At 66.6% G+C, this 22,152-nt stretch carries 17 protein-coding genes; 12 read left to right on the top strand and 5 right to left on the bottom strand.

Annotated features, from left to right (window positions below; translation table 11 throughout):
* Positions 1 to 93: 93 nt before the first annotated feature.
* Positions 94 to 1,458, bottom strand: a complete 1,365-nt coding sequence (locus tag SCA01S_RS16945) for an APC family permease (protein WP_245652733.1) — start codon at positions 1,456 to 1,458, stop codon at positions 94 to 96.
* Positions 1,459 to 1,617: 159 nt separating this feature from the next.
* Between SCA01S_RS16945 and SCA01S_RS22730 the strand changes: the two genes are divergently transcribed.
* Complete coding sequence (locus tag SCA01S_RS22730) at positions 1,618 to 4,011, top strand: TonB-dependent receptor plug domain-containing protein (protein WP_062787739.1); 2,394 nt, start codon at positions 1,618 to 1,620, stop codon at positions 4,009 to 4,011.
* Positions 4,008 to 4,892 carry a homocysteine S-methyltransferase family protein gene (locus SCA01S_RS16935; RefSeq protein ID WP_062787737.1) on the top strand — a complete coding sequence of 295 codons (885 nt, stop codon included), beginning with the start codon at positions 4,008 to 4,010 and terminating at the stop codon, positions 4,890 to 4,892. The genes SCA01S_RS22730 and SCA01S_RS16935 overlap by 4 nt, the downstream gene beginning before the upstream one ends.
* Before the next feature lie 35 nt (positions 4,893 to 4,927).
* On the opposite strand, the gene SCA01S_RS16930 is transcribed toward SCA01S_RS16935, so the two are convergent.
* The gene (locus tag SCA01S_RS16930; RefSeq protein WP_022675447.1) at positions 4,928 to 5,599 is read right to left on the bottom strand and encodes a helix-turn-helix domain-containing protein; all 672 of its coding nucleotides are present in this window, start codon (positions 5,597 to 5,599) and stop codon (positions 4,928 to 4,930) included.
* Between the two features lie 113 nt (positions 5,600 to 5,712).
* Between SCA01S_RS16930 and SCA01S_RS16925 the strand changes: the two genes are divergently transcribed.
* Positions 5,713 to 6,900 carry a cupin domain-containing protein gene (locus tag SCA01S_RS16925; protein ID WP_062787820.1) on the top strand — a complete coding sequence of 396 codons (1,188 nt, stop codon included), beginning with the start codon at positions 5,713 to 5,715 and terminating at the stop codon, positions 6,898 to 6,900.
* A gap of 6 nt (positions 6,901 to 6,906) precedes the next feature.
* Positions 6,907 to 7,449 carry a pseudouridine synthase gene (locus SCA01S_RS16920; protein ID WP_062787736.1) on the top strand — a complete coding sequence of 181 codons (543 nt, stop codon included), beginning with the start codon at positions 6,907 to 6,909 and terminating at the stop codon, positions 7,447 to 7,449.
* Between the two features lie 188 nt (positions 7,450 to 7,637).
* Here SCA01S_RS16920 and SCA01S_RS16915 read toward each other — a convergent pair whose 3' ends face one another.
* Positions 7,638 to 10,901 carry a DUF3857 domain-containing protein gene (locus SCA01S_RS16915; protein ID WP_245652731.1) on the bottom strand — a complete coding sequence of 1,088 codons (3,264 nt, stop codon included), beginning with the start codon at positions 10,899 to 10,901 and terminating at the stop codon, positions 7,638 to 7,640.
* A 270-nt stretch (positions 10,902 to 11,171) separates the two neighbouring features.
* Here SCA01S_RS16915 and SCA01S_RS16910 point away from each other — a divergent pair, with 270 nt between their 5' ends.
* The 6 genes from SCA01S_RS16910 (at position 11,172) to SCA01S_RS16885 (ending at position 16,615) form a co-directional block, all read left to right on the top strand.
* Positions 11,172 to 11,822 carry a hypothetical protein gene (locus SCA01S_RS16910; RefSeq protein ID WP_062787734.1) on the top strand — a complete coding sequence of 217 codons (651 nt, stop codon included), beginning with the start codon at positions 11,172 to 11,174 and terminating at the stop codon, positions 11,820 to 11,822.
* A gap of 417 nt (positions 11,823 to 12,239) precedes the next feature.
* On the top strand, positions 12,240 to 14,234 hold the full coding sequence (locus SCA01S_RS16905; RefSeq protein WP_157089026.1) for an SPFH domain-containing protein: 1,995 nt from the start codon (positions 12,240 to 12,242) through the stop codon (positions 14,232 to 14,234).
* 135 nt (positions 14,235 to 14,369) lie between these two features.
* Positions 14,370 to 14,996: a TetR/AcrR family transcriptional regulator gene (locus tag SCA01S_RS16900; RefSeq protein ID WP_062787732.1), complete on the top strand. Its 627-nt coding sequence runs from the start codon at positions 14,370 to 14,372 to the stop codon at positions 14,994 to 14,996.
* A 54-nt stretch (positions 14,997 to 15,050) separates the two neighbouring features.
* Positions 15,051 to 15,494, top strand: a complete 444-nt coding sequence (locus SCA01S_RS16895) for an SRPBCC family protein (RefSeq protein WP_062787731.1) — start codon at positions 15,051 to 15,053, stop codon at positions 15,492 to 15,494.
* Between the two features lie 22 nt (positions 15,495 to 15,516).
* Complete coding sequence (locus SCA01S_RS16890) at positions 15,517 to 15,945, top strand: VOC family protein (protein WP_062787729.1); 429 nt, start codon at positions 15,517 to 15,519, stop codon at positions 15,943 to 15,945.
* A 1-nt stretch (position 15,946) separates the two neighbouring features.
* The gene (locus tag SCA01S_RS16885; RefSeq protein WP_062787727.1) at positions 15,947 to 16,615 is read left to right on the top strand and encodes a glutathione S-transferase family protein; all 669 of its coding nucleotides are present in this window, start codon (positions 15,947 to 15,949) and stop codon (positions 16,613 to 16,615) included.
* Between the two features lie 51 nt (positions 16,616 to 16,666).
* Here SCA01S_RS16885 and SCA01S_RS16880 read toward each other — a convergent pair whose 3' ends face one another.
* Complete coding sequence (locus SCA01S_RS16880) at positions 16,667 to 17,149, bottom strand: Lrp/AsnC family transcriptional regulator (protein ID WP_022678075.1); 483 nt, start codon at positions 17,147 to 17,149, stop codon at positions 16,667 to 16,669.
* 181 nt (positions 17,150 to 17,330) lie between these two features.
* Here SCA01S_RS16880 and SCA01S_RS16875 point away from each other — a divergent pair, with 181 nt between their 5' ends.
* Positions 17,331 to 18,638 carry an aminotransferase class V-fold PLP-dependent enzyme gene (locus SCA01S_RS16875; RefSeq protein WP_245652729.1) on the top strand — a complete coding sequence of 436 codons (1,308 nt, stop codon included), beginning with the start codon at positions 17,331 to 17,333 and terminating at the stop codon, positions 18,636 to 18,638.
* Entirely contained in the window at positions 18,635 to 19,624 is a 990-nt protein-coding gene (locus tag SCA01S_RS16870; protein WP_062787725.1) for an ornithine cyclodeaminase family protein, read from the top strand. The genes SCA01S_RS16875 and SCA01S_RS16870 overlap by 4 nt, the downstream gene beginning before the upstream one ends.
* 75 nt (positions 19,625 to 19,699) lie before the next feature.
* Here the strand turns inward: SCA01S_RS16870 and SCA01S_RS16865 are convergent, their stop codons facing one another.
* Positions 19,700 to 21,967 carry a TonB-dependent receptor gene (locus SCA01S_RS16865; protein WP_062787723.1) on the bottom strand — a complete coding sequence of 756 codons (2,268 nt, stop codon included), beginning with the start codon at positions 21,965 to 21,967 and terminating at the stop codon, positions 19,700 to 19,702.
* Positions 21,968 to 22,152 lie beyond the last annotated feature (185 nt).

The raw sequence follows: 22,152 nt of genomic DNA, 5'->3' as shown, positions 1-22,152 counted from the left end.
GGTGTTCCCAAAGCTGGCGCCCGTGACGGGCTGTGAGGCCGGTTTAAAGCGCGCAGCTATTCAAGGAAATACCGATAAGGCTGGTCGAATTGTTCAGCTTTGTTGGACGGCTTGGGCAGTCCTCCCGCGCCGCTGCACCAGTTGGCCCAGCACCAGGCCCAGCAGCAGAACGGCGGCCCCGGCCAAGGCACCCGGCCCCAGCTGGGTGAGCGAAGACCACAGCATGGCGGCCGACAGCGCCATGAAGGCCAGCGGAAACAGCGGGAACAGCGGCGTTCGCACCGGCCAGTCGTGCGCCTTCATGGTGCGGCGCAGGCGGATCAGCGCGGCCATGCCCAGGATCACGAACAGCCAATAGACCGGCGTCATGTAATCGACCATGGCGCCAAAGCCGCTTTGCGACAGGCCCGATACTGCCGTCAGCAGCAGGGAAAACCCGCCCACCGCCAGCGTGGCGCGCGCCGGCGTGCCGCGCGCATCGTGCCAGTTGCCCAGCGCGGACAGTGCCGGCAGGTCTGCCGCGGCAGAAGCGGTGACGCGCGAACACACGATCAGCGTGGAATTGATGCTGCTGATCGCCGAGATCGCCACGATCCCCACGGTCAGCCACGCGCCGGCCGGGCCGAACGCGGTGCGCGCCAGATCGGCGCCGGGCGCGGTGCTGGCGGCCAGGCCCGCCGGCCCCAGCCCGCGCAGCAGCGCCCAGTTCATCGCGCAATAGATCAGCATCAGCAGGGCGAGCGCGCCGATCACCACCACCAGCATGGCCCGCCGCCCGCCGCGCACCTCGCCCGACAGCGTCGCCATGTCGCTCCACCCGCCATAGGCCAGGAACACATAGATCAGCGCCACGCCCACGCTGCCGCCACTAGCCAGCGGCGCGCCGGCGGCGGGCGCGGGCACGAGCAGGCCGGCCGCAGTAACACAGGCAAAGCCGGCCGCCACCAGCGCCACCAGCAGTGCCTGGGTGAGGAAACCCAGCCTGACATGCACGAGGTTGAGCGCGGTGAGCGCCGCCACGATCGCCAGCGCCAGCACGGTGCGCCCGGCATGGCCCAGCGGCCACAGCGCGCTGGCATAGTCGGTCAGCAGATGCGCCATCAGCGCGATCCAGCCGGTGTGCATGATGGCAAAGCGCGACCAGGCATAGAGCGCCGCCACGCGCCCGCCCCAGGCCCGGCGCAGGAAACTGTATTCGCCGCCCGAATCCGGAAAGGCCGCCGCCATTTCGACATAGCATAGCGCGCCCACCATGGTGACCAGCGCGCCGGCTACCCACAGCAGCAGCACGTGCCCGCCCGGCGCATTGGCCGCCACGGTGGGCGCGGTCTTGAGGCTGTCGGTCGACATGACCATCCCCAGTGCCACCAGCATGGCGTGGCCGACGTGGAGATGGGCGCGCGGGCCTGAGGATCGGTGTCCGGACGAGGCAGGGCTGGAAGGGGGCAGATCGGTCAAGCAGGCACTTTCCGCAGGCTGGGGGCCACGAGCAGCGCACCTAGTGCGCGATTGCCACAGTCCGTGCAAGGATTGGCATGTTTTGAACTGCTCATTTGACCGAATAATACTCAAGTCATTAGGTGGATTTTTCCGACGTCCAACCGATCCGGGGTTTTCGTGGCACTTTCCGTCGTTTCCTATCGCGCGCCGCTGCGTTTGGCGCTGGTCTCCCTTGGCCTCTCGGCCAGCAGCATGGCGCTGGCCGCGCCCCAGGCACCGGCACCAGCCACCGATGCGCCGGCTGCCGACATCGGCACCAGCGGCGATGCCATCATCGTCACCGGCACGCGCGAAAGCGGCCGCCTGGCCCGGCAGAGCGCCACCCCGATCGACGTGGTCAAGGCCGATACCCTGACGGCCACGGGCCAGTCCAACCTGGTCGATTCGCTGCGCAGCGTGCTGCCTTCGTTCAATGCCCCGGCCGTGGGCTATGACGTGGGCGCCTTGGCGCGCACCTTTGCGCTGCGCGGCCTGTCGCCCAGCCAGACGCTGATCCTGGTCAACGGCAAGCGCCGGCACCTTTCGTCCAGCATCTATGCCGATAGCGATCCCTCGCAAGGGTCGAATGTCGTCGATCTCGACATGATCCCGCTGGCCGCCGTGGGCCGCGTGGAAGTGCTGCGCGATGGCGCGGCGGCACAGTATGGGTCAGATGCCATCGCCGGGGTGATCAACGTCATCCTCAAGGATGATGCCAATTCGGGCGGCGTTTCGGTGCAGGGCGGCAAGTACTATGCCGGCGATGGCACCTCGATCCAGGCCAATGCCGACAAGGGCGTCGCTCTCAAGGATGGCGGCGTGCTGCATCTGTCGGCCGGCTATCGCTATCAGGATTTCACCAACCGCAGCGGCGACAGCGGCGGCGTGCAGCCGGCCAAGGTGCAGGGCATGCCGCGCTCGGTCGTGGTCAGCGGCGGCTATGACTATACCCGCCCGCTGGGCGAAACCCTCGATTTCTACAGCTTTGGCACTTATGCCTGGCGCAAGGCACGGGCCAATGAAAACCCGCGCCAGCCCGGCTGGTTTTCCGATGCGGTCGATGCGCTCTACCCCCAGGGCTTCACCCCGCAGGAAACGCTGAACGAACACGATTTCAGCGTGACCGGCGGCATCAAGAGCCACGGCGATTGGGCGGTGGACCTTTCGTCCACCTATGGCCGCGACACGGTCAAGCTGCGCAATATCAGCACGATCAACCCCGATCTGCTGGCCGACACCGGCAATGCCCAGACCGATTTCAACGTCGGTGGCTTTGCCGCGTCGGAATGGACCAGCAACCTCGATGTGAAGCACCAGTTCGACCTGGGGCTGGCCGGTCCGGCGACGTTCGCGTTCGGCGCGGAAAACCGCTATGAAACCTATGAGATCCGTGCCGGCGAGCCGACCTCGTATTACAGCGGCGGGCCTCAGGCGTTTCCGGGCTTCCGCCCCAGCGACGCGGCCAACGTGCACCGCAACAGCGTGGCCGGCTATGCCGACCTGACGCTGCGCCCGGTCAAGGCGTGGGAGCTTTCGGGCGCCTTGCGCTGGGAGCATTACAACGGCGTGGGCAGCCGCCTCAACGGCAAGCTTGCCAGCCGCTATGACGTGACCGACCGCTTTGCCCTGCGCGGCAGTGTCAGCACCGGGTTCCACGCGCCGACCCTAGCGCAGCAGAACTATTCGGCCACCACGGTCACCACCGGCTACGCCTCGATCCAGCTGCCGCTCGGCTCGCCCGGCGCCAACCTGCTGGGCGCGCCCGCGCTCAAGCCGGAAACCTCCACCAGCGCCAGCCTGGGCTTTGTGGCAGAGCCGGTGCACGGCCTGTCGATCACGGTCGATGCCTATCGCATCGATGTGAAGAACCGGATCATTGAAAGCGCCTATCTCTATGGCGATCTGGCCCAGGCGGCGATTACCGCCAACGGCACGACGATCCCCGCCGGGCTCGATCCGGGCAATGTCAGCGCGGTGTTCTTCACCAATGGCGTCGATACCCGCACGCAGGGTGTGGACATGACCGCCAGCTGGGTGATGCCGGCCGGCGCGCTGGGCACGGTCCGCTGGGATGCGGGGCTTGCCTATGTCGATACCACGATCCGCCGCGTGCATGCTGCGCCTGCCGTCCTGGCTGACGCCGGTCTGGCGCTGGTCGATGCGGTGCAGCGCACCAACCTCACCACCGCCACGCCATCGTGGAAAGCCTCGCTGGCCGCGGCATGGAGCAGCGGCCCGTTGGATCTGACACTGCGCAACACGTTCTACAGCAATGCGCGCCAGGCGCAGGGCTATGCCGAGCCCTATTACATCATCGATACCGGTGCGCGCGTGATCACCGATCTCGACATCGGCTATCGCGTCACGCCGCAGGTGCGCGTGGGCGTGGGCGCGAACAACCTGTTCGACGTGCACCCGCGCATGATCCCCACCGACATTGGCCAGGCGCTCAACTACGATCGCTATTCCCACGTTGCGCCCTATGGCATCAACGGCGGATCGTATTACCTGCGCCTGACGGTGAACCTGTGAGCCTGGTGATCCTTGATGGCGGCACGGGCCGCGAGCTGGCGCGCTGCGGCGCGCCGTTCCGCCAGCCCGAATGGTCGGCCCTGGCGCTGATCGAGGCGCCTGACTTCGTGACCCAGGTGCATCAGCGCTATGTCGATGCCGGGGCCGATGTGATTACCACCAACAGCTATGCCGTGGTGCCGTTTCACATCGGGCAGGACCGCTTCGATGCCCATGGCGCGCAGTGGGCGGCACTGGCCGGCAGCCTGGCGCGCGCTGTGGCCGATGCCGCGCCGCGTGGCGTGAAGGTGGCCGGATCGCTGCCGCCGGTCTCGGGGTCTTACCGCCCTGACCTGATCGATCTGGAACGCAGCCGCGCGGTGCTGTCGGTCTTGGTGACCGCGCTGGCGCCGCAAGTCGATCACTGGCAGGCCGAAACTCTTTCGGCGATTGCCGAGGCGGAACTCGTCGCCGATCTGATCGCGCCCACGGGCAAGCCGCTGTGGCTCTCGTTCACCTTGGCCGATGAAGACCCGGCCGCAGCCCCGCAGCTGCGCTCGGGCGAAAGCGTCGAAGCCGCTGCGGCCGCCGCCCTGCGGCTGGGCGCCCAGGCGCTGCTGTTCAATTGCAGCCAGCCCGAAGTGATGGCCGCCGCCGTGGCCCAGGCCAAGGCCGCCTTGGCCGGCAGCGGGGTGGCGATCGGCGTCTATGCCAATGCCTTCCCGCCGCAGGGCGCCGATGCCGAAGCCAACAATGGCCTGAGCCCGATCCGCGCCGATCTCACGCCCCAGGGCTATGCCGCCTTTGCCCGCGCCTGGGCGGCCGAGGGCGCCACGATCCTGGGCGGATGCTGCGGCATCGGGCCCGAACACATCGCCGTGCTGCGCAGCGAACTGGGCTAACCTGCCGGCGGTTATCCCAGCAGCGCGAGGGTGCGTCAGGCCCCCGCCTGCCCGCGCGGATAGGCGATGATCGACAGATAGCGGATCGTGCCCGGCCCCATGGTTTCCGGACCATGCTGGGCCTGGCTGTCGAACAGCAGCGTGTCGCCGGGCTTGAGGTCATAGCGCCGGTCGCCATGGCGATAGGACAGTTCGCCCTCCAGCACGTGGATCAGCTCCGTCCCGGCGTGGGAAAAGCTGGTATAGGGGCTGGCCCGGTCCGACAGCGTGATCAGATAGGGTTCGATCACCAGATCGCCGCGCATCAGGTGGCCCAGCAATTGATAGACGTGGCCCGATTTGGTGCCGCGCCGATCGATCTTCACGCCTTCGCCGGCCGCCACGAACGAGCAGTCCTGCCGCTCTTCGGCCAGGGCGAACAGCGACGAGATCGGCGCGCTGAGCGCCTGGGCAAGCGAGTGGATCGAGGTGAGCGAGGCGGAAATCTGCCCGTTCTCGATCTTTGAGAGCATGCCGGTGGAAAGCCCGGCGGCGGTGGCCAGATCGGCCACCGACAGATCCTGCTGGCGGCGCAGTTGGCGCACGCGCAGGCCCAGCGCCTTTTCCAGCGCGCGGGGATCGTTGCTGGGGGCGCCCGATCCGGTGGTCAATTGTTCGATAACTGCTTCTGAAGGCTCTGCCTGTTCGGCTTTTGCGCGCTTGGCCATATCGTCTCCTGCTGGCCCTGCATGGAACGGCGGCACGGCAAATTCAAGCTTGGCAGCCCGGGTGACGGGCCACCTTTTGACAAGGGGCGGTGCATCGGCGCATGAGCGGCGCCATGCACCTTGCCCACTTCGACATCGCCCGGTTCCTCGCCACTGCCTGGCAAAAGCAGCCCTTGCTGATCCGCAATCCGTGGGGGGCGTGGCACAATCCGCTCGATCCCGATGAACTGGCCGGCCTGGCCTGCGAAACCGGGGTGGAATCGCGCCTGATCGTGCGCGGCGCGGGCGGGCCAGTGCTGGAACACGGGCCCTTGCCCGAAGACCGCTTTGCCAGCCTGGGCGCCGATCCCTGGACGCTGCTGGTCCAGGCAGTGGACCAGCAGGTGCCGCAGGTGGCCGATCTGATCGCGCCGTTCCGCTTCGTGCCCGATTGGCGGATCGATGACGTGATGATCAGCTATGCCACCGACGGGGCCGGGGTGGGGCCGCATTTCGACCAGTATGACGTGTTCCTGATCCAGGGACTGGGCCGGCGGCGCTGGCGCGTGGGGCCGCGCTGCGATGCCGCCACGCCGCGCCAGCAGCACGCCGATCTTGCCCTGATCGCGGATTTTGCCGCCACTGGCGATTGGGTGCTGGAACCGGGCGACATTCTCTATGTCCCGCCCGGCTTTGCCCACGATGGCGTGGCGCTGGGCGATGATTGCATGACCTATTCTATCGGGTTCCGCGCCCCCTCGCGCGCCGAACTGGTGGAGGGCTGGGGCGCCCATGTGGCCGACCAACTGGAAGCGGCGCCCGATCACGAGGCCGATCGCTATGCCGATCCCGATCTTGTCCTGCAGGATCACCCCGGAGAGATCACCCCGGCCGCGCTCGACCGGCTGCACGCCATGACGCTGGAAGCGCTGGGCGATCGCGCGGCCTTTGCCCGCTGGTTTGGCCAGATGAACACCCAGGCCAAATACGCCGATACCGACTGGCGCCCCGAAACGGCGGCAGACCCGGCCGATGTCGCCGCGCTGCTGGCGCAGGGCGTGGCGCTGCGCCGCAATCCGGCCCACCGCCTGGCCTATATCCGCGAGGGGGCCGGCACGCTGCTGTTTGCCGATGGCCAGGCCTGGCCCTGCGCCGACGTGGCCCTGGCCCAGGCATTGTGCGGCGGGGCGCTGGTGCTGCTCGATCCGGGCCTGGCCGGCGCGCCGGGCACCGCCGCGCTGGTGACCGCGCTGATCGACCAGGGCACCCTCGCTTTCGATGATGGCGAGGAAGAAGATGATGACAGCGATTGGGCGGATTGAGCACCCATGGCCCTGATCGCGTTCAACAAGCCCTATGGCGTCCTGTGCCAGTTCACCAACGAGAGCACGGGCCCGGCGCGGCCCACCCTGGCCGATCATATCACCATGCCGGGCGTCTATCCGGCCGGGCGGCTGGATCTCGATAGCGAGGGGCTGCTGCTTTTGACCGACGATGGCCGCCTGCAGGCGCGCATCGCCGATCCCCGGTTCAAGGCGCCCAAGACCTATCTGGTGCAGGTGGAGGGAGAGCCGGACGAGGCGGCGCTCACCGCCTTGCGGCGCGGCGTACGCCTCAAGGACGGCATGACGCTGCCGGTCGGGGTGCGCCGCATCGATCCGCCCGCGCTGTGGCCGCGCGTGCCGCCGGTACGCTTTCGCAAGAGCGTGCCCGATTGCTGGCTGGAGCTGACCCTGCGCGAAGGGCGCAACCGCCAGGTGCGGCGCATGACGGCGGCCGTGGGCCACCCCACGTTGCGCCTGGTGCGCTGGGCCATCGGCGCCTGGACGCTCGATGGCCTCGCGCCCGGAGAGTGGCGCCAGGTGGATTAGGCCGCTGCCAATCCGCGCTGCGTCGATCCATTGTGTGGGTTGGGAGCAAGGATTGGTGGTTGATTGCCATGGCGCAAATCATTGACCCGGGGTCCCGCTTTTCTGGTGGCCCGTCCTGCCAGAATGTCCGCAACCGGCGCGTCACCGGTCTTGGACCTCGTCCGCACCGCACATGGCGCGCGCGGCGCTCAGAATCCGGGCGGCAGTTGCATGCCATATTCGGCCCAGGTCTTGTCCACCCCCGGTGACAGGCTGCGCGCGCGGGACAGATCGGCCAGCGCGCGGTCGCGCTCGCCCAGGCGGGCATAGGCAAGCCCGCGCCCATAGAGCGAGGCGATCAGCGTCGGCGCCATGCGCAGCGCGGTGTCATAGTCGGCAATCGCGCCCTTGTTGTCACCCTGGCGCAGGCGCAGGAAACCCCGGCTGTCGATGAAATCGGGGCGGCCCGGCGCGAGGCGCAGGGCGTTGTCGCAATCGCCGCCGGCGCTATCGAGCGCAAGGTTGTGCGTGGCCTTGAACCAGCACACCAGGTTGTGCGCCTCCGGGTCTTGGGCATGGCCGGCCAGCGTGGTGCCGGCCAGTTGCAGCGCGGCGGCGCTGCGGCCTTGCGCTGCCATCATGTCCATCTGCGCGGCTGCCACCTTGAGCGAGGTGGGAGCGAGCTTGGCCGCGTGGGTGATATCGGCGGTCATCGCGTCAGTGGCGGCAGCGTCCCGCTCCAAGGCGGCGCGTTGCAGCAGGGCATCGATATTGTCGGGATCGCGCTTCAATGCGGCGGTCACGTCGGTCATGCGCCCGGCATTGTCGCTCACCGGCCGCATCGAAGCGTGAGTGAGCAGGTCGGCCGTCGTGCCGTCATGCGCCACCAGCCAGTCGGCATCGGCCAGGGCACCGGTGCGGTCGCCCTCCTGTGCGCGCAGGGCGGCGCGCAGGCGGCGCATGTCGCGCGCGTCGGGGTTCTTGGCCAGCAGCGCGTCGGCTCCCTCCAGTGCCTCGGTCGTGCGGCCCAGCATCGAAAGCGCGACCACGCGCACGGGCTGCAGCGGCAGATCGGGCGCGAGGACAAGCGCGGCGTCGGTATCGGCCAGGGCCGGGCCATATTGGCCCATCGCCAGGTGCGCGCTGGCTCGCCCGGCCAGAGTGCGCGGGTTGCGCGGATCGATCGCGATGGCGCGGTCATAGGCAGCGATGGCATCGGCCATCTTCTGCGCCTTGAGCGCGACCAGCCCCTTGGCCGCCCAGGCCATGTCGTATTTGTCGTCCAGCGCCAGTGCGGCATCGGCCGTCGCGGTGGCGCGGGCATCGCCCTGGCTGGCATAGGCAAAGGCCAGCAGCCCTTGCGCGATGGGCTGCTTGGCATCGACCGCCAGCGTCGCATTCAGGCCGGCGATGGCGCCGGGCATGTCGCCCCGGTCAAACGCCGCCGCGCCGCGCACCAGCCAGGCATGGGCCAGTGCCGGCTTGTCAGTGGCCAGGGCGGCCATGTCGGCATCGGTCGCTTCATACATCGCGGGCAGGCGGATGAACTGGCCATGGTTGCCCAGCTCAGCCATGCGGTCGCGCACCTTGGCGGCATCGGCGGCGGGCAATTCGGCCTTGAGAGCGCGGGTGTCGTTGTCCATCGTCACCGTGTCGCCATTCAGCGTCACACGACGGTGAAAGGCATAGAGGCCGCCCACGGTTTCATCCACGTCGCTCGCTTGCAGGGCAAAGTCCTTGCCGCCACGCGGCAGGCGCACGGTTTCGTGGTTGGCCCACCAATCGGGATAATCAAACGCAAAGGGCGCATCGGCCAGCAAGGTGCCCTCGCGCTGCACATCGGGTTTCCACCCTACGCGCGCGCGATCGAGTTCGTACCAGCGCATCGATCCGCTCGATGTCCACTCCATCTTGGCGGTGCCGGTCATGCCCAGCACATAATCGCCGCTGGCCTCGTCCAGAGTGGCCGTCACGGTTTGCGGGGTAACGAAATCATAGACATCGCGCCACAGCTTGCGCAGCTGGCGTTCGCGCTCGGCCGTGGCCAGGCCGGCATATTTCATCCGCCAGCGCGCCGCCGTATCGCCGCGCGCGCGCATTTCCGCCCGCGCCGGGGCGGGCACCTCCACCCCGGCCGAGGCATCGAGCGCAAGGCTGGTCACCACCTGCGGCGCGCTGGGCGCGGGCGGCACCATCGCCACCAAGCCGCTGCCTTGCGCCGTGGTGGGCAGGCCACTGGTGTAATTCGGCACTTCCAGCCGGTCGAGCCGGCTATCGCCCTGGCGCGTGCCGTCCAGCCAATAGCTGCGCCCGCCGATCTGCGCCTCGACCAGCACGTGATCGAACAGGTTCATCGCCGGCAGCCGCGCGGCCACGGCATCGCCGCTGTCGGTATCGACAAAGACCGGCCGTGCCGCGATGCCCAGTCCCTTGAGCAGTGCCACCAGCAGTGCGGTCTTGCCCTTGCAATCGCCAAAGCGGCGCTGCCACGTCAGGTCTGCCGGGGCGGGCACGAAACCGCCATCGTTCATGCCGATGAACAGATAGCGCACCTGTTCCTGCACCAGGGCCAGGGCCAGTTCGGCGCGGCGCACCGGATCGGAGCTGGCGGCGGCAATGCGCGCGATCTCGGCCTTGAGCGGGCTATCGGGTTTGAGCGTTTCGGCCGTCTCGAACAGCGCGTGTCCGGTGCGCGAGACGCTGGGCCAATCGGCAAATTCGGTCAGCTCCACCAGGTTGACCAGACCAAAGCGCGCGGGCGCGCCGCTGGGCGCCCGCTCGGTGGAAAAGTCGCTGGGTTCGGCGAGCAGTTCCATCGTGTCACCCTGCCGCGTCAGCTTGGGCTGCACCACGCCGGGCCAGGCGCGCCATTGCACCGCGCGGCCCACCGGCCAGGTCATCCTCAGGCGATAGTGGCCCAGCGGGAAACCGTCTGCCGGGCCCATCACCAGTTCGGCGCGGCCGCCGATCGCCGGATCGCGGCGCGTGCGGGTATAGGCCACATCGATTACATCGCCGACGCGCAGGTCATCGGGCTGGAGCGTGGCGGTCAGCTTGCCATCGAGCATCGCGTCTTCGAGGTTCTTTTCGCGGCGCACCACGGAAAGCGTGCTGCCATCGCCCAGCAAGTCGATCACGCTATCGCCGCGCAGGATGCGATAGCGGTGCAGCGTCAGCGTTTCGAGGCTCGGATCCCAGCTCAGTTGCAGGGCGGCATCGTCCAATCCCTGGGTGGTGGCAATGCGAAAGCGGTTGGCGCGATAGACGCTGCTGCCGCCATCGATCAGGCGGGCCTGCTCATCGATCAGCAGGTCAATCGTGGCGGCACCTTGCGCGCCGGCGCCGGTGGGCGTGATCGCGGCGCCGGGCGGCAAGACCCACGGTTCGGGCGGGGCAATGGCCGGGCGGGCCAGCGCCGCGCTGGCCGTGCTAGCCTTTCCCTCGGGCGCGGCGTGGGCGCTGATGGGTGCCACGCCCAACCCCAGACCCAGGCCCAAGCCCAGCAGGGCGAGCGCTGCACATGGCCGCGAAGAAGCGGCGGCCAGCGCCGCGGCTGCACGAAAAACCCCCAAGAATGCCCCCACCTTTGTGCCGCACGGTAACGGCAGATTTGTCTTTGTTGCCATTGCTATCGCCTGCGCCGGGAACCGTCCAGTCAGGGTTGGCGCGAAATTGCTTCAAGTTTCGCGGGAAGCGGGGCAGATGGGCCATGCCGCAGCGCGCGGCGCCTGGATCGATGCACGATGACCGCAGACAGACCGCCGGTTTACCTCGCTGATCAGTCGGCCGTGCTCGGCGTGCCTGCCCGTTCGGCCGGTCGCCCGATCCGGCGCGGACGGCTGGTGGCGGGCATTGCCCTGCATTTCCTGGCGCCCGGTTATGGCCTGGTGCTGGTGACCGATGCCGCGCTGGGCCATGCCCCGCATGCGTGGGCGGCCTGGTTGCCCCATGCCCTGCATCTGGGCGGCTGGTTCCTGGCCGCCTATGGCGCCGCGGCCGTGGTGGCAAGCGGCGTGGCGGCGCTGGCCGATCGGCGCCAGCGCGCGGTGGCGGCACCGCCGGCAGTGTCGTTGGCCCCGGCCCTGGCCGCAGCGCAGGGCCGCTTTGGCGCGGCGGCTGATGCGCAACTGGCACGCATCGCCAGCCTGGCCGCGCCCACCGAGGCCGGCCCGATCGCCCAGGATATCATCCGCCTGCTCGCCGCCAGCAGCGCCGCGCCCGCATCCGATCCCGGAGTGCAGCAAGGCACGGCCCAGGCCCTGGCAATCTTGGCCGATGCCCTGGAGCAGGACGTGCGCCAAAGATCAGGCGCAGCACAGGACCAGGCGCGCGTCATGGCGCGCTATATCGACCTCAAGTATCGGCCCGGTTCTGACGGGCAGGATACTGTGTGACATTGCGATTGTTGTGGATTTCGCTGTGAAAACGGCCTAGATGAGTCGGTGGCCGCATCGAGCGGCTTTTAACAGGGCAACAGCACCCATGGGTGTGCAATTCTTCCCTTCGGCCCGGCGCATCGCCCGGCTCACTTTCACCAAGCACAGGTTTGAAAGCCCAGGCCGCTTGCGGCCTTAACGGCGCACAGTCCGCGCCAGGCATCAACCACGCCTGACCGTGGCCGCGCGCCCATGCGCAACCGCACCACCCCATCCGCACCATTCCCGCACGCCGGTATGCCATGCCGGGCGCCATGCTTGCCCTAGCCGGGCCGGATAGCCGGCGCAGTTGGCAGGCATGCGTGCGGCCTGCTGTGAGGGTTGCGTCACCCCGGTTGCTGTTTCCCCTGATCCAGACTCCACAGGATGTCATCCATGCTTGATCCCATCATGCTCGGCACTGCTGCCGTGCTCGTCGTGTTCGTCTTCGTGCTGTTCGTGGCGTCGCGCTGCGTGCGCTATGTCGGCAACAATCGCGTGGCGATTGTCGAAAAGCTGTGGAGCGGCGCCGGTTCGATCACCGACGGGCTGATCGCTCTGCGCGGCGAAGCCGGGTTCCAGCCCGATGTGCTGCGCGGCGGCTATCACTTCTTCTTCCCGTTCCAGTACCGCATCCATAGCCAGTCGCTGGTGACCATTCCGCAGGGGCAGGTCGGCTATGTCTTCGCCCGCGATGGCGCGCCGCTTGGCCCCACGCAGACCCTGGCGAGCAATGCCCAGACCGCTGATTTCCTCGATGTGCGCGCGTTCCTGTCGGCCGGTGGGCAAAAGGGGCCGCAGCGCACGATCCTGCGCGAGGGCACTTATGCCATCAACACCGCGCAGTTCGTGATCATCACGCGTGATCGCATCCATGGCCTGATGCTCAATGCCAATGATGGTGATCTGTTCGGCCAGATGCAGACGCTGATCGCCGGGCGCGGCGGGTTCGAAGCCGTGGTGATCAAGGATTCGGCCGACCAGATCGGCATTGTCACCGTGCACGATGGCCCCGCGCTCAGCGCCGATCACATCATTGCGCCCGAAGTGGGCACGCAGCAGGGCGATGCCGCCACGTTCCACAACTCGTTCCAGGACCCGGAGAAGTTCATCGCCGCCGGTGGCCGGCGCGGGCGCCAGTTGCAGGTGCTGGTCGAAGGCAGCTATTACATCAACCGCCTGTTCGCCACGGTGGAAATGGTCGCCAAGACGGTGATCGAAGTGGGCCATGTCGGCGTGGTGATCAGCTATACCGGCAATGACACGGCCGATACCTCGGGCGATGATTATCGCCATGGCGAGCTGGTCGCGCGCGGGTCACGCGGGGTGTGGAGCGATCCTCTGCTGCCCGGCAAATATGCGTTCAATACCTATGCCGGCAAGATCCTGATCGTGCCTACCACCAACTTCATCCTGAAGTGGGAAAGCGACACGATCGGCCAGCACAAGTTCGACGAAAACCTGTCGGAAGTCTCGCTGATCACGCGCGACGCGTTCGAACCCACGCTGCCGCTGTCGGTGGTGGTGCATATCGATTACCGCAAGGCGCCGCTGGTGGTGCAGCGCTTTGGCGATATCAAGAAGCTGGTCGAACAGACGCTCGATCCGATGGTCTCGGCCTATTTCAAGAACATCGCCCAGAAGCGCACGCTGATCGAACTGCTCCAGGAACGCAGCGACATCCAGGAACAGGCCGGCGCCGAAATGCGGGCCAAGTTTGCCACCTACAACCTGGAAATGCAGGAGGTGCTGATCGGCACGCCGCGCGCCAGCGCCGGCAACGACCAGATCGAGAAAGTGCTGCAACAGCTGCGCGAACGCCAGGTGGCCGAAGAGCGCGTGACCACCTATGAAAAGCAGCGCATCGCCGCCGAAGGCGAAAAGGCGCTGCGCGAGGCCGAGGCGCGCGCCAACCAGCAGACTGCCATCACCCAGTCGGAACTCTCGATCATCGTGCGCGAAAACGAGGGCAAGGCGGCCCTGCGCCAGGCGACGCAGCAGGCCGAGCAAACCCGCACCCTGGCCAAGGCCGAAAGCGAGCGCGTGCGCATCATCGGTGAAGGCGAGGCGGCCAAGATGATCGCCCTGGCCGCGGCCGATGCCGAACGCATCACCAAGACCGGCCTTGCCACCGCCGAAACCATTGCCCGCCAGGCAGAGGCATCGGGCGGCGCGCACAACCAGCTCACGCGCCAGATCGTGGAGCGCCTGGCCGATGCGCTGGAAAAGTCGGGCGTGGACATCGTCCCCCGCATCCAGATCAGCACCGGCGGCGAAGCCAGCGGCATCGCTGGCGGCCCGCTCGCCGCGCTGATCGGCATGATGCTGGGCGAAAAGGGCCGGGACATGCTGGCCAGCGACGCGGCGGCAGAGCCCGTGCAGACTCACTGACGCATCCCGCACGGTCCCGCTCCAACGAAACGGAACGGGGCCGTTTCATTTTTCGGGGTAGCTCGGAGTAGGCGCTGTGCACATGCGCGTAACCGCGCGTTTGACGACATACCAACCGGTTGGTATGTTTTGCCCATGTCGAGTCGAGCAGCCTCATCTCCCAACAAGCGCAATGCGCGGGCGCACCTGCTCGACGCGGCGACAAAGCTGATCCGCGAAAAGGGCTTCACGGCGACCAGCGTCGATGAACTGTGCGCGGCAGCGGGTGTGACCAAAGGGGCGTTCTTCCACCATTTCGCCTCGAAGGAAGCGCTCGGCGTGGCTGCGGCAAACAACTGGGCGGAAACGACCTCCGCCCTGTTTGCCGGCGCTCCCTATCACCTGCCTGCCGATCCGCTCGACCGCGTATTTGCCTATCTCGATTTCCGGCGTGACCTGGTGTCGGACGAGATTGCCGCGTTCACCTGTCTGGTCGGCACCATGGTGCAGGAGGTGCACGGCACCAGCCCCGCCATCCGCCAAGCCTGCGAGGCGAGCATCTTCGGCCACGCGCAAAGCCTGGTGCCCGATATCGCCGCAGCATTGGCGGCGCATAATGTCCACGGCGTTCAGCCGATCGACCTGGCGCTGCATTTCCAGGCGGTTCTGCAGGGCGGGTTTATCCTGTCGAAAGCCAGCGGCGACCCGGCGCATGCGAAGGCCAGCGTCGCGCATCTCAAAGCCTATGTGGCCATGCTGTGCGAGGTGCCCCTGCCTCAATGAAGCGACACAATGAAGAGGCCCAATGAAGAGGCCAAACCAAGAGGAGAGCCTGACATGCCCGGAACCGTCCATCTTCACCGCGTCTTGCCTGTCAAACCCGACAAGGTCTTCCGTGCCTTTACCGAGGCACAGGCGTTGGCGGCATGGTTGCCCCCTTATGGTTTTACGGCCGGCATCGAACATTTTGATGCGCGCGAGGGCGGCCGCTTTCGCATGGTGTTCACGAATTTCACCACCGGCGGATCGCATGGTTTCGGCGGTGAATTTCTGGAATTCGTGCCTGGAAAACGGCTGCGTTATACCGACCGCTTCGATGATCCCAACCTGCCCGGCGAGATCGTCGTCACGGTCGACTTCACGCCGGTATTGTGCGGAACGGCGCTGAGCATCGAACAGGCCGGCATTCCCGACGCCATCCCAACGGAGATGTGCTATCTTGGCTGGCAGGACTCGCTGGACAAGCTCGCGCGCCTCGTCACCCCTGAAATCAGCCAGTAATCGCGTTCAGAGGAAACCAGCCATGTCCAAGATGATTTTCATCAACCTGCCGGTAACCGACCTGAACCGGTCGATGGCATTCTACGCCGCCATCGGTGCGACCAACAATCCGCAGTTTACCGACGAGACCGCCGCCTGCATGGTCATGAGCGACACTATCCATGTCATGCTGCTGACCCACGACAAGTGGCGGCACTTCACGACCAAGCCGATCGTGGATGCCCATGCCAGCGCGCAGGTGCTGCTGTGCCTGTCTGCCGACAGCAAGGATGCGGTGAATGCCTACGTCGAGCAGGCCAAGGCCAACGGCGGAAAGGCTGACCCGACGCCGACGCAGGATTTCGGCTTCATGTTCGGGCGCAGCTTTGAAGATCCTGATGGCCATATCTGGGAAGTGATGTGGATGGACATGGCCGCTGCGTCGGCAGCCATGCAGCAAGGGGCAGCCTGACATGCCGATCGATCCGCAAGCCGCCATCGAAATCACCGCCTACGACTGGGTGCCCGAAATGGCGCGCGGACGGGTCAAGGATCTGCGGGTGCGATGGGCACTGGAGGAAATCGGCCTGCCCTATCGCGTCCGTCTTGTCGGCGGGGCGGGCACCGAAAAATCCGCAGAGCACCTTGCCGAGCAGCCCTTTGGCCAAGTTCCGGTCTATCGCGAGAACGGCCTGACCCTGTTTGAATCCGGGGCGATCCTGATCCACATCGGCGAAAAGGACGAACGGCTGCTGCCCCGCGACCCCGCCGGGCGGGCGCGGGCGATCGGCTGGGCGTTCGCGGCGCTCAACAGTATCGAGCCGTTTCTCGGCACGCTGACCATCTTGCGCTTCTTCGCCGATGGAAAACCGTGGCAAGACGAAGCCAAGGCCGCGGTGCGCCCCTTGGCCGTCATGCGGCTGGCGCAACTGGCACGGGAGATCGGGGATCGCGACTGGCTGGAGGATCGCTTCACGATCGGTGACTTGCTGATGATCGACGTGCTGCGCAATGTTCCAGAACCCGGCCTCGTGGCCGCCCACCCCAACCTGGCCGCCTATGTCGAACGCGGCAGGGCGCGCCCTGCTTTCCAGGCGGCATTGGCGGCGCAGATGGCCGTGTTCCAGCAGGCGCGGCGATGACCCTTCTCCGTTCGAACGCAGGATCGCGGGCACGGCACCACGCCGGGATCGTCACACGCTGGCAAAACCGCGCACGGGAATGGCTGTGGTGTGCTTCAGTTCCGACAGCGTGACGGTGGACACGATGTCGATCACGCCGGGCAGCTTGAGCACCACCTTGAAGATGAATTTCTGATACCATTCCAGCGATTGCGCGATGACCTTGATCAGGATGTCGCGCTCGCCGAAAATGGTGTGGCACTCCAGGATTTCAGGCGTGATTTCGATCTTGCGCAGAAAATCCTCACGCTGCTTGTCCGACAGCGCGGCCATCTTGAGCGTGGCGAAAACAATGATCGCATCGCCCAATTGCTTGCGATCGAGCAGGGCGACCTGGCCCTTGATATAGCCTTCCTCGCGCAGCCGTTGCAGCCGCCGCCAGCACGGCGATTGCGAAAGGCCCACCTTTTCAGCGAGTTCGGTGGTGGAAAGGCTGGCATCCTGCTGGATCTGGTCGAGAATCTTGAGATCGATCGGGCTGAGTGGTTCGGCCATGCGAAAATTCCTGCAATTTGCGCAATGGCTATCTGGGTTTTGAGCCAGAACAAGATTAAATCGACGAAATGCATGGTCATCCTGCATGAACGCCGCGCTGTGTCCCTGCCCGGCATGGTTATGCGCAAACACGCTGCGAAACGGCATGAATTGGCAGCGGCGCGCGGCTATGCAGGGCACCATGGCATATCGGCAGGGCAAAGAGGCGATGGCGGGCGCGGGGCTGACGCGGCGCCAGGCGATGCAGGGGCTCGGCGCGGGCGTGGCTGCCGGCATGGCAGTGGGCCCGCAGGCTGCGCACGCCGCGGCGGCGGCAACTGCACCAACCGTCATCGCGCCAATCGCCACCACGCTACCGGCCCGCGCTGCCTTTGCGCCCACCAGCCTGGCCTACCTCGACAACGGATCGCAGCACCCGCTGAGCCTGGGTGGCCAGGCGGCGATTGAGGCATATCTCGCCAAGCGGCGGCTGGACCCGGCGGCACAAGGCTATGATCTGGACGAGGCCGGCCTGCTGGCCAAGTTTGCCCGGCTGATCAACGCCGATGTCGATGAAGTGACCTATGTGCAAAGCACCACGGCGGCCGAGCAGATGGTGCTGCGCGCCCTGGACCTGCCGGGTAACGGCGGTGCGCGCGTGGTGACCGACACGCTCCATTTCTTCGGCTCCATCCCGCTTTACGAAGAAATGGCGCGCCAGGGGGTGAACGTCACCTGGGTGCAGGCGGTGGATGGCCGCATCCGCATGGAGGATATGGCCAGGGCGCTTGCCGGTGGGGCGCGGCTCGTGGCACTTTCGCAAGTGTCGACGATCAATGGGTTCGAGCATGACCTCAAAGCGGTGTGCGACCTGGCCCATGCCCATGGCGCGCTGGTCTATGCCGATATGATTCATGCCGCCGGCTGCGTGCCGGTGGACGTGAAAGCCAGCGGCGTCGATTTCGCCGCCTGCGCTTCGTACAAATGGTTGATGGGCGATTTCGGGCTGGGGTTCCTCTATGTGCGGCGCGATGTCTGGCCGCGCCTCAAGCGCTGTGCCTATGGGTACTACGGCATCGATACGTTCCAGCCGCATATCTATCCGCTCGATCCGCCGGGGCAGGCGGTGGCCGACTACGCGTTTGCCGACAATGCCACCGGCCGCTTTGCCCTGGGCACCCACAGCCACGCGGTGATCGCGCAACTGCACCATTCGCTCGACTGGATCATGGCCACGGGCGTGGCGCGCATCCAGGCCCATGCGCAAGGGCTGGTAGCCCGGCTGAAAGCCGAATTGCCTGGGCGCGGCTATACGGTCATGACCCCGCCCGAATGCGGCGCCCCGATCGTGACAGCGATCTGCGCCGATGCCCGCGCCAGGATTGGCCCGGCAATGGCGGCGGCGGGGGTAAAGCTGACGCTGTCGGCCTACCGTTTTCGCCTGACGCCTTCGGTGCAGAACGACGATGCCGACATAGACCGGTTCCTGGCGGCCCTGCCGCGCGCATGAAAGAGGCCAAGATGGCGCAAGACCTGGTGTTCATCGATGGCGAGCGCGTGCATCGCCTGCTCGATTATCCTGCCTGCATCGCGGCCATGGAGGCGGCGATGCGCGCGCTTTCGGCCGGCGCAACGCGACAATTGCCGCGCACCATGATCCACATGGGCGAGGGGCGCACCTTTGCCCAGATGACCGCGAGCCTGGCAGACGATGGCATGTTTGGGGCCAAGTTGATCAGCGTGTTCGCCGATCCGGCCCGGCCGGGCCAGCGCAGCCATCGCGGCGTGATCACCCTGTTCGAGCCGGCACAAGGCCATCCCGTGGCCGTGGTCGATGCTGAGGCGGTGACTCACATCCGCACCGCCGCGGCTACGGCCGTGGCCACGCGCGCCCTGGCCCGCGCCGATGCCCGCGTGCTGCTGATCATGGGCACCGGCGGGCAGGCCCATACCCACCTGGCCGCGCTGCCGCTGGTCCATCGTTTTGAGCGCATCCTGATCTGGGGCCGCGATCCTGCCCGCGCGGCGGCTGTGGTGCAGCAATGGCAGGACCGCTTGCCCGTGGCCGTGGCACCAGACGCGCAAGCGGCAGTGGCGCAGGCCGATGTGATCTGCACCGTGAGCGGCGCTGCCCAGCCGATCCTGCTGGGGCAATGGGTGCGGCCCGGCACGCACGTCAACCTGGTGGGATCGAGCGCGCCCGGCCCGGTGGAAGCCGACACCGCCCTTGTCGCGGCCGCGCGCTATATCGCCGACAGCAAGGCCAACGCGCGAGAGGCTGCTGCCGAATTCCTGGTCGCCCGCGCCGCCGGTGTGGTGGATGACGCCCATATCGTGGCCGAGATCGGCGAGGTGCTGCTCGGCCAGGTGCCCGGGCGCCGCGATGCGCGTGATATCACGCTCTACAAGTCGCTCGGCCACGCCGTGCAGGATATCGCCGCCGCGCAGTTGCTGCTGGAGCGCGTGCGGGCGGGTGGGGAAAGTCAGTCTTCCTGAAACGGCAAATCCGCTGCCTCCGTGGAATGAAGGCAGCGGACCGTTGCGACCCGAATGTTTCGGGGGATTGGCCGTTCAGAAGGAACCGGCAAACTGCACGCCGACCGTGCGGGGCGGGATGTAGCGGCCATAGGGCGCGGTGGTGCCGTTGCGGTTGATCGCATAGAGCACGGCGCGTTCGTCGGTCAGGTTGCGCGCAAAGATGTTGACGCTCCACCCAGCATCGAGCGCGACACCGGCGCGCACGTCGAGCTGGCCATAGCTGGGCAGCATCTGGCGTTCGCGGCCGGCCGCGGCGAGGCTGTTGAGGAAATCGCCCGGCCGCTTGCCCGTCCAGGCATAGTTCACGCTCAGCGAGCCGTTGATGCCTTCACCCAGGCGCACTTTCTGATCGAGCCCGATATTGGCAGTGAACCGCGCCGAGTTGGGCAGGCGATCGCCCTTGGCGCCAACCAGCGCGGAACCGCCATCGGTGGCCGCCGGCAGCGCCTGGGTCAGCACGGCATCGGTGAACGTGGCGTTGCCGCTGATCGCGCCGCCGGTCCAAGGCCGCACCGTTCCGGCCAGTTCCACGCCCCGGCTGCGCGCCTTGGCGCCGTTGGTGGTGAACGTCAGCTCGTTGGCCGAGGTGTTCTGCAACTGGATGCGGCTCCAGTCGATCTGGAACACCGACAGGTCGAAATCGAGCTTGCCCTCCAGCACCGAACCCTTGGCGCCCGCTTCATAGTTGACCACGCGGTCAGAGCGATAGGTGCCAGGTACGCCATCGGCCAGGGTATTGGTGCCACCGGGGCGATAGCCATTGGCAACGCGCGCATAGACCATCACGTCGCGCGTGATGTGCCAGCTGGGCGAAACCAGCCAGGTGAACGGGCTTTCCGAGGTGCGGTGTTCTTCGCTGCTGGAAAAGCCGAAGATGTATTGCGCGACGCCCGTGGTGGCGACGGTGGAAAGGTTGTCCTGCTTGTTGTGGGCATAGCGGCCGCCCACTTGCAGATCGAGGCCGGGTGCAAGGTGCCCGGTCACCGTGCCGAACGCCGCCAGTTCGCGATAGGTGGAAGGCCCGGCGCCGACATACGGCGTGTCTATCAGGCTGCCACTGGCGTTCATCAGCAGCATGGTTTGCGAAATATTGGCGTGCTCGACCGAATAGAACCCGCCGAGCATCCAGTCGAGTGCCGTGCTGTTGCCCGACAGGCGCAGCTCTTGCGAGAAGCGGGTGGCGCGGTGCGAATTGGTCAGGAACACCGACGACAGGCCGGGGTAATAGCGGCCGAGCAAACCGCCGAAGATGCTGGTGAGATCCTGGTAGGGCACGGATTCGTTGACGTTCCAGCCGGTGACCGAGGTGACCTGGACTTTGCCCAGATCGAGCACGGCGCGCGCCGAATAGACATCGAACTGGCTGCGGCTGGGCTGGCCCAGCACGCGGGTGACCGAATAGGGATCGGCGTTGACGCTGTTGAAATCGGTGTCGGACTTGAAATCGACCAACCCGCTGTTCTCGGTGCGCAGGCGCTGGCGAATGGCGCTGAGCGTGATCGTCAGGTTATCCACCGGGCGCAGCAGCAGCGCGGCGCGGCCGCCCCATTGGCGCTGGTGGTTGGCATTGGCCAGGAATTGCCCGGTGTTGCTGTCGGTGTTGTCCACCCAGGCCGGATCGCGGCGATAGAAGCCGCTGACCGCCAGCGCGACGCGGTCCTTGATCAGCGGCACGTTGAGCGAGCCACGCAGCGAATTGCCTTGGCCGCCATGGGCCACGGTGGAAACGCCCGCTTCCACCCGCCCGGTAAATTGCGTGGTGCTGGGGTCTTGCGTCACGTACTTGATGATGCCGCCCAGGCTGGCCGCACCATAGAGCGTGCCCTGGGGGCCGCGCAGCACTTCGATGCGCGAAAGGATCGCCGGGTCGAAATCGGGAATGTCGGTATCGCCGTTGGCGGTGGCCGAACCGAAGGGCACATCGTCAACCAGCACGGCCAGCGTGGGATTGGTGGCCCCGCCGGTGGTAATGCCGCGCAGCGACAGGCTGTGCACGGCCTGGCCGGAATACTGCAGGCCGGGGATGCGGTTGAAGTAGTCCCGGATGTTGGTCAGATTCTGCTCGGTGAGCGTGTTGGCCGACAGCGCGGTGACCGGGGCAGGCACATCGATCAGGCGCTGGCTGGTCTTGAGTGCGGTGACGATGATCGTATCGCCCGGCTCTTCTGTGCTGGCCTGCGGCGCGACCGGCGTGGCGGTCTGCGCATGGGCACCCAGGGCCAGGCCGCCGGACAGAATCGGCGCCAGGGTCAGGGCCAGGGCGGATCGACGGCGGAACGCGCCGGTGGTGTTGGTCTGCATGGATGCCCTCATGTTCTGGTTGGTTCGTTATCGGCAAGAACACCACAACGGAGCGGGAATTTTTATTTGGATATGGCGTGGGCTGACCGGCTGCCGATTATATTTATGCGTGAAAGCGCTCTTGCGGGGTGTGAGCCGTGCCGTGGCCCCTGGCGCGATTCACCTGCATCGCTGGCACTTGCCGC

The sequence above is a fragment of the Novosphingobium capsulatum NBRC 12533 genome (assembly GCF_001598375.1).
GTDB lineage: Bacteria > Pseudomonadota > Alphaproteobacteria > Sphingomonadales > Sphingomonadaceae > Novosphingobium > Novosphingobium capsulatum.
Note: the sequence above shows the minus strand (reverse complement) of the source record. Positions and strands in the feature narration are given on the sequence as shown.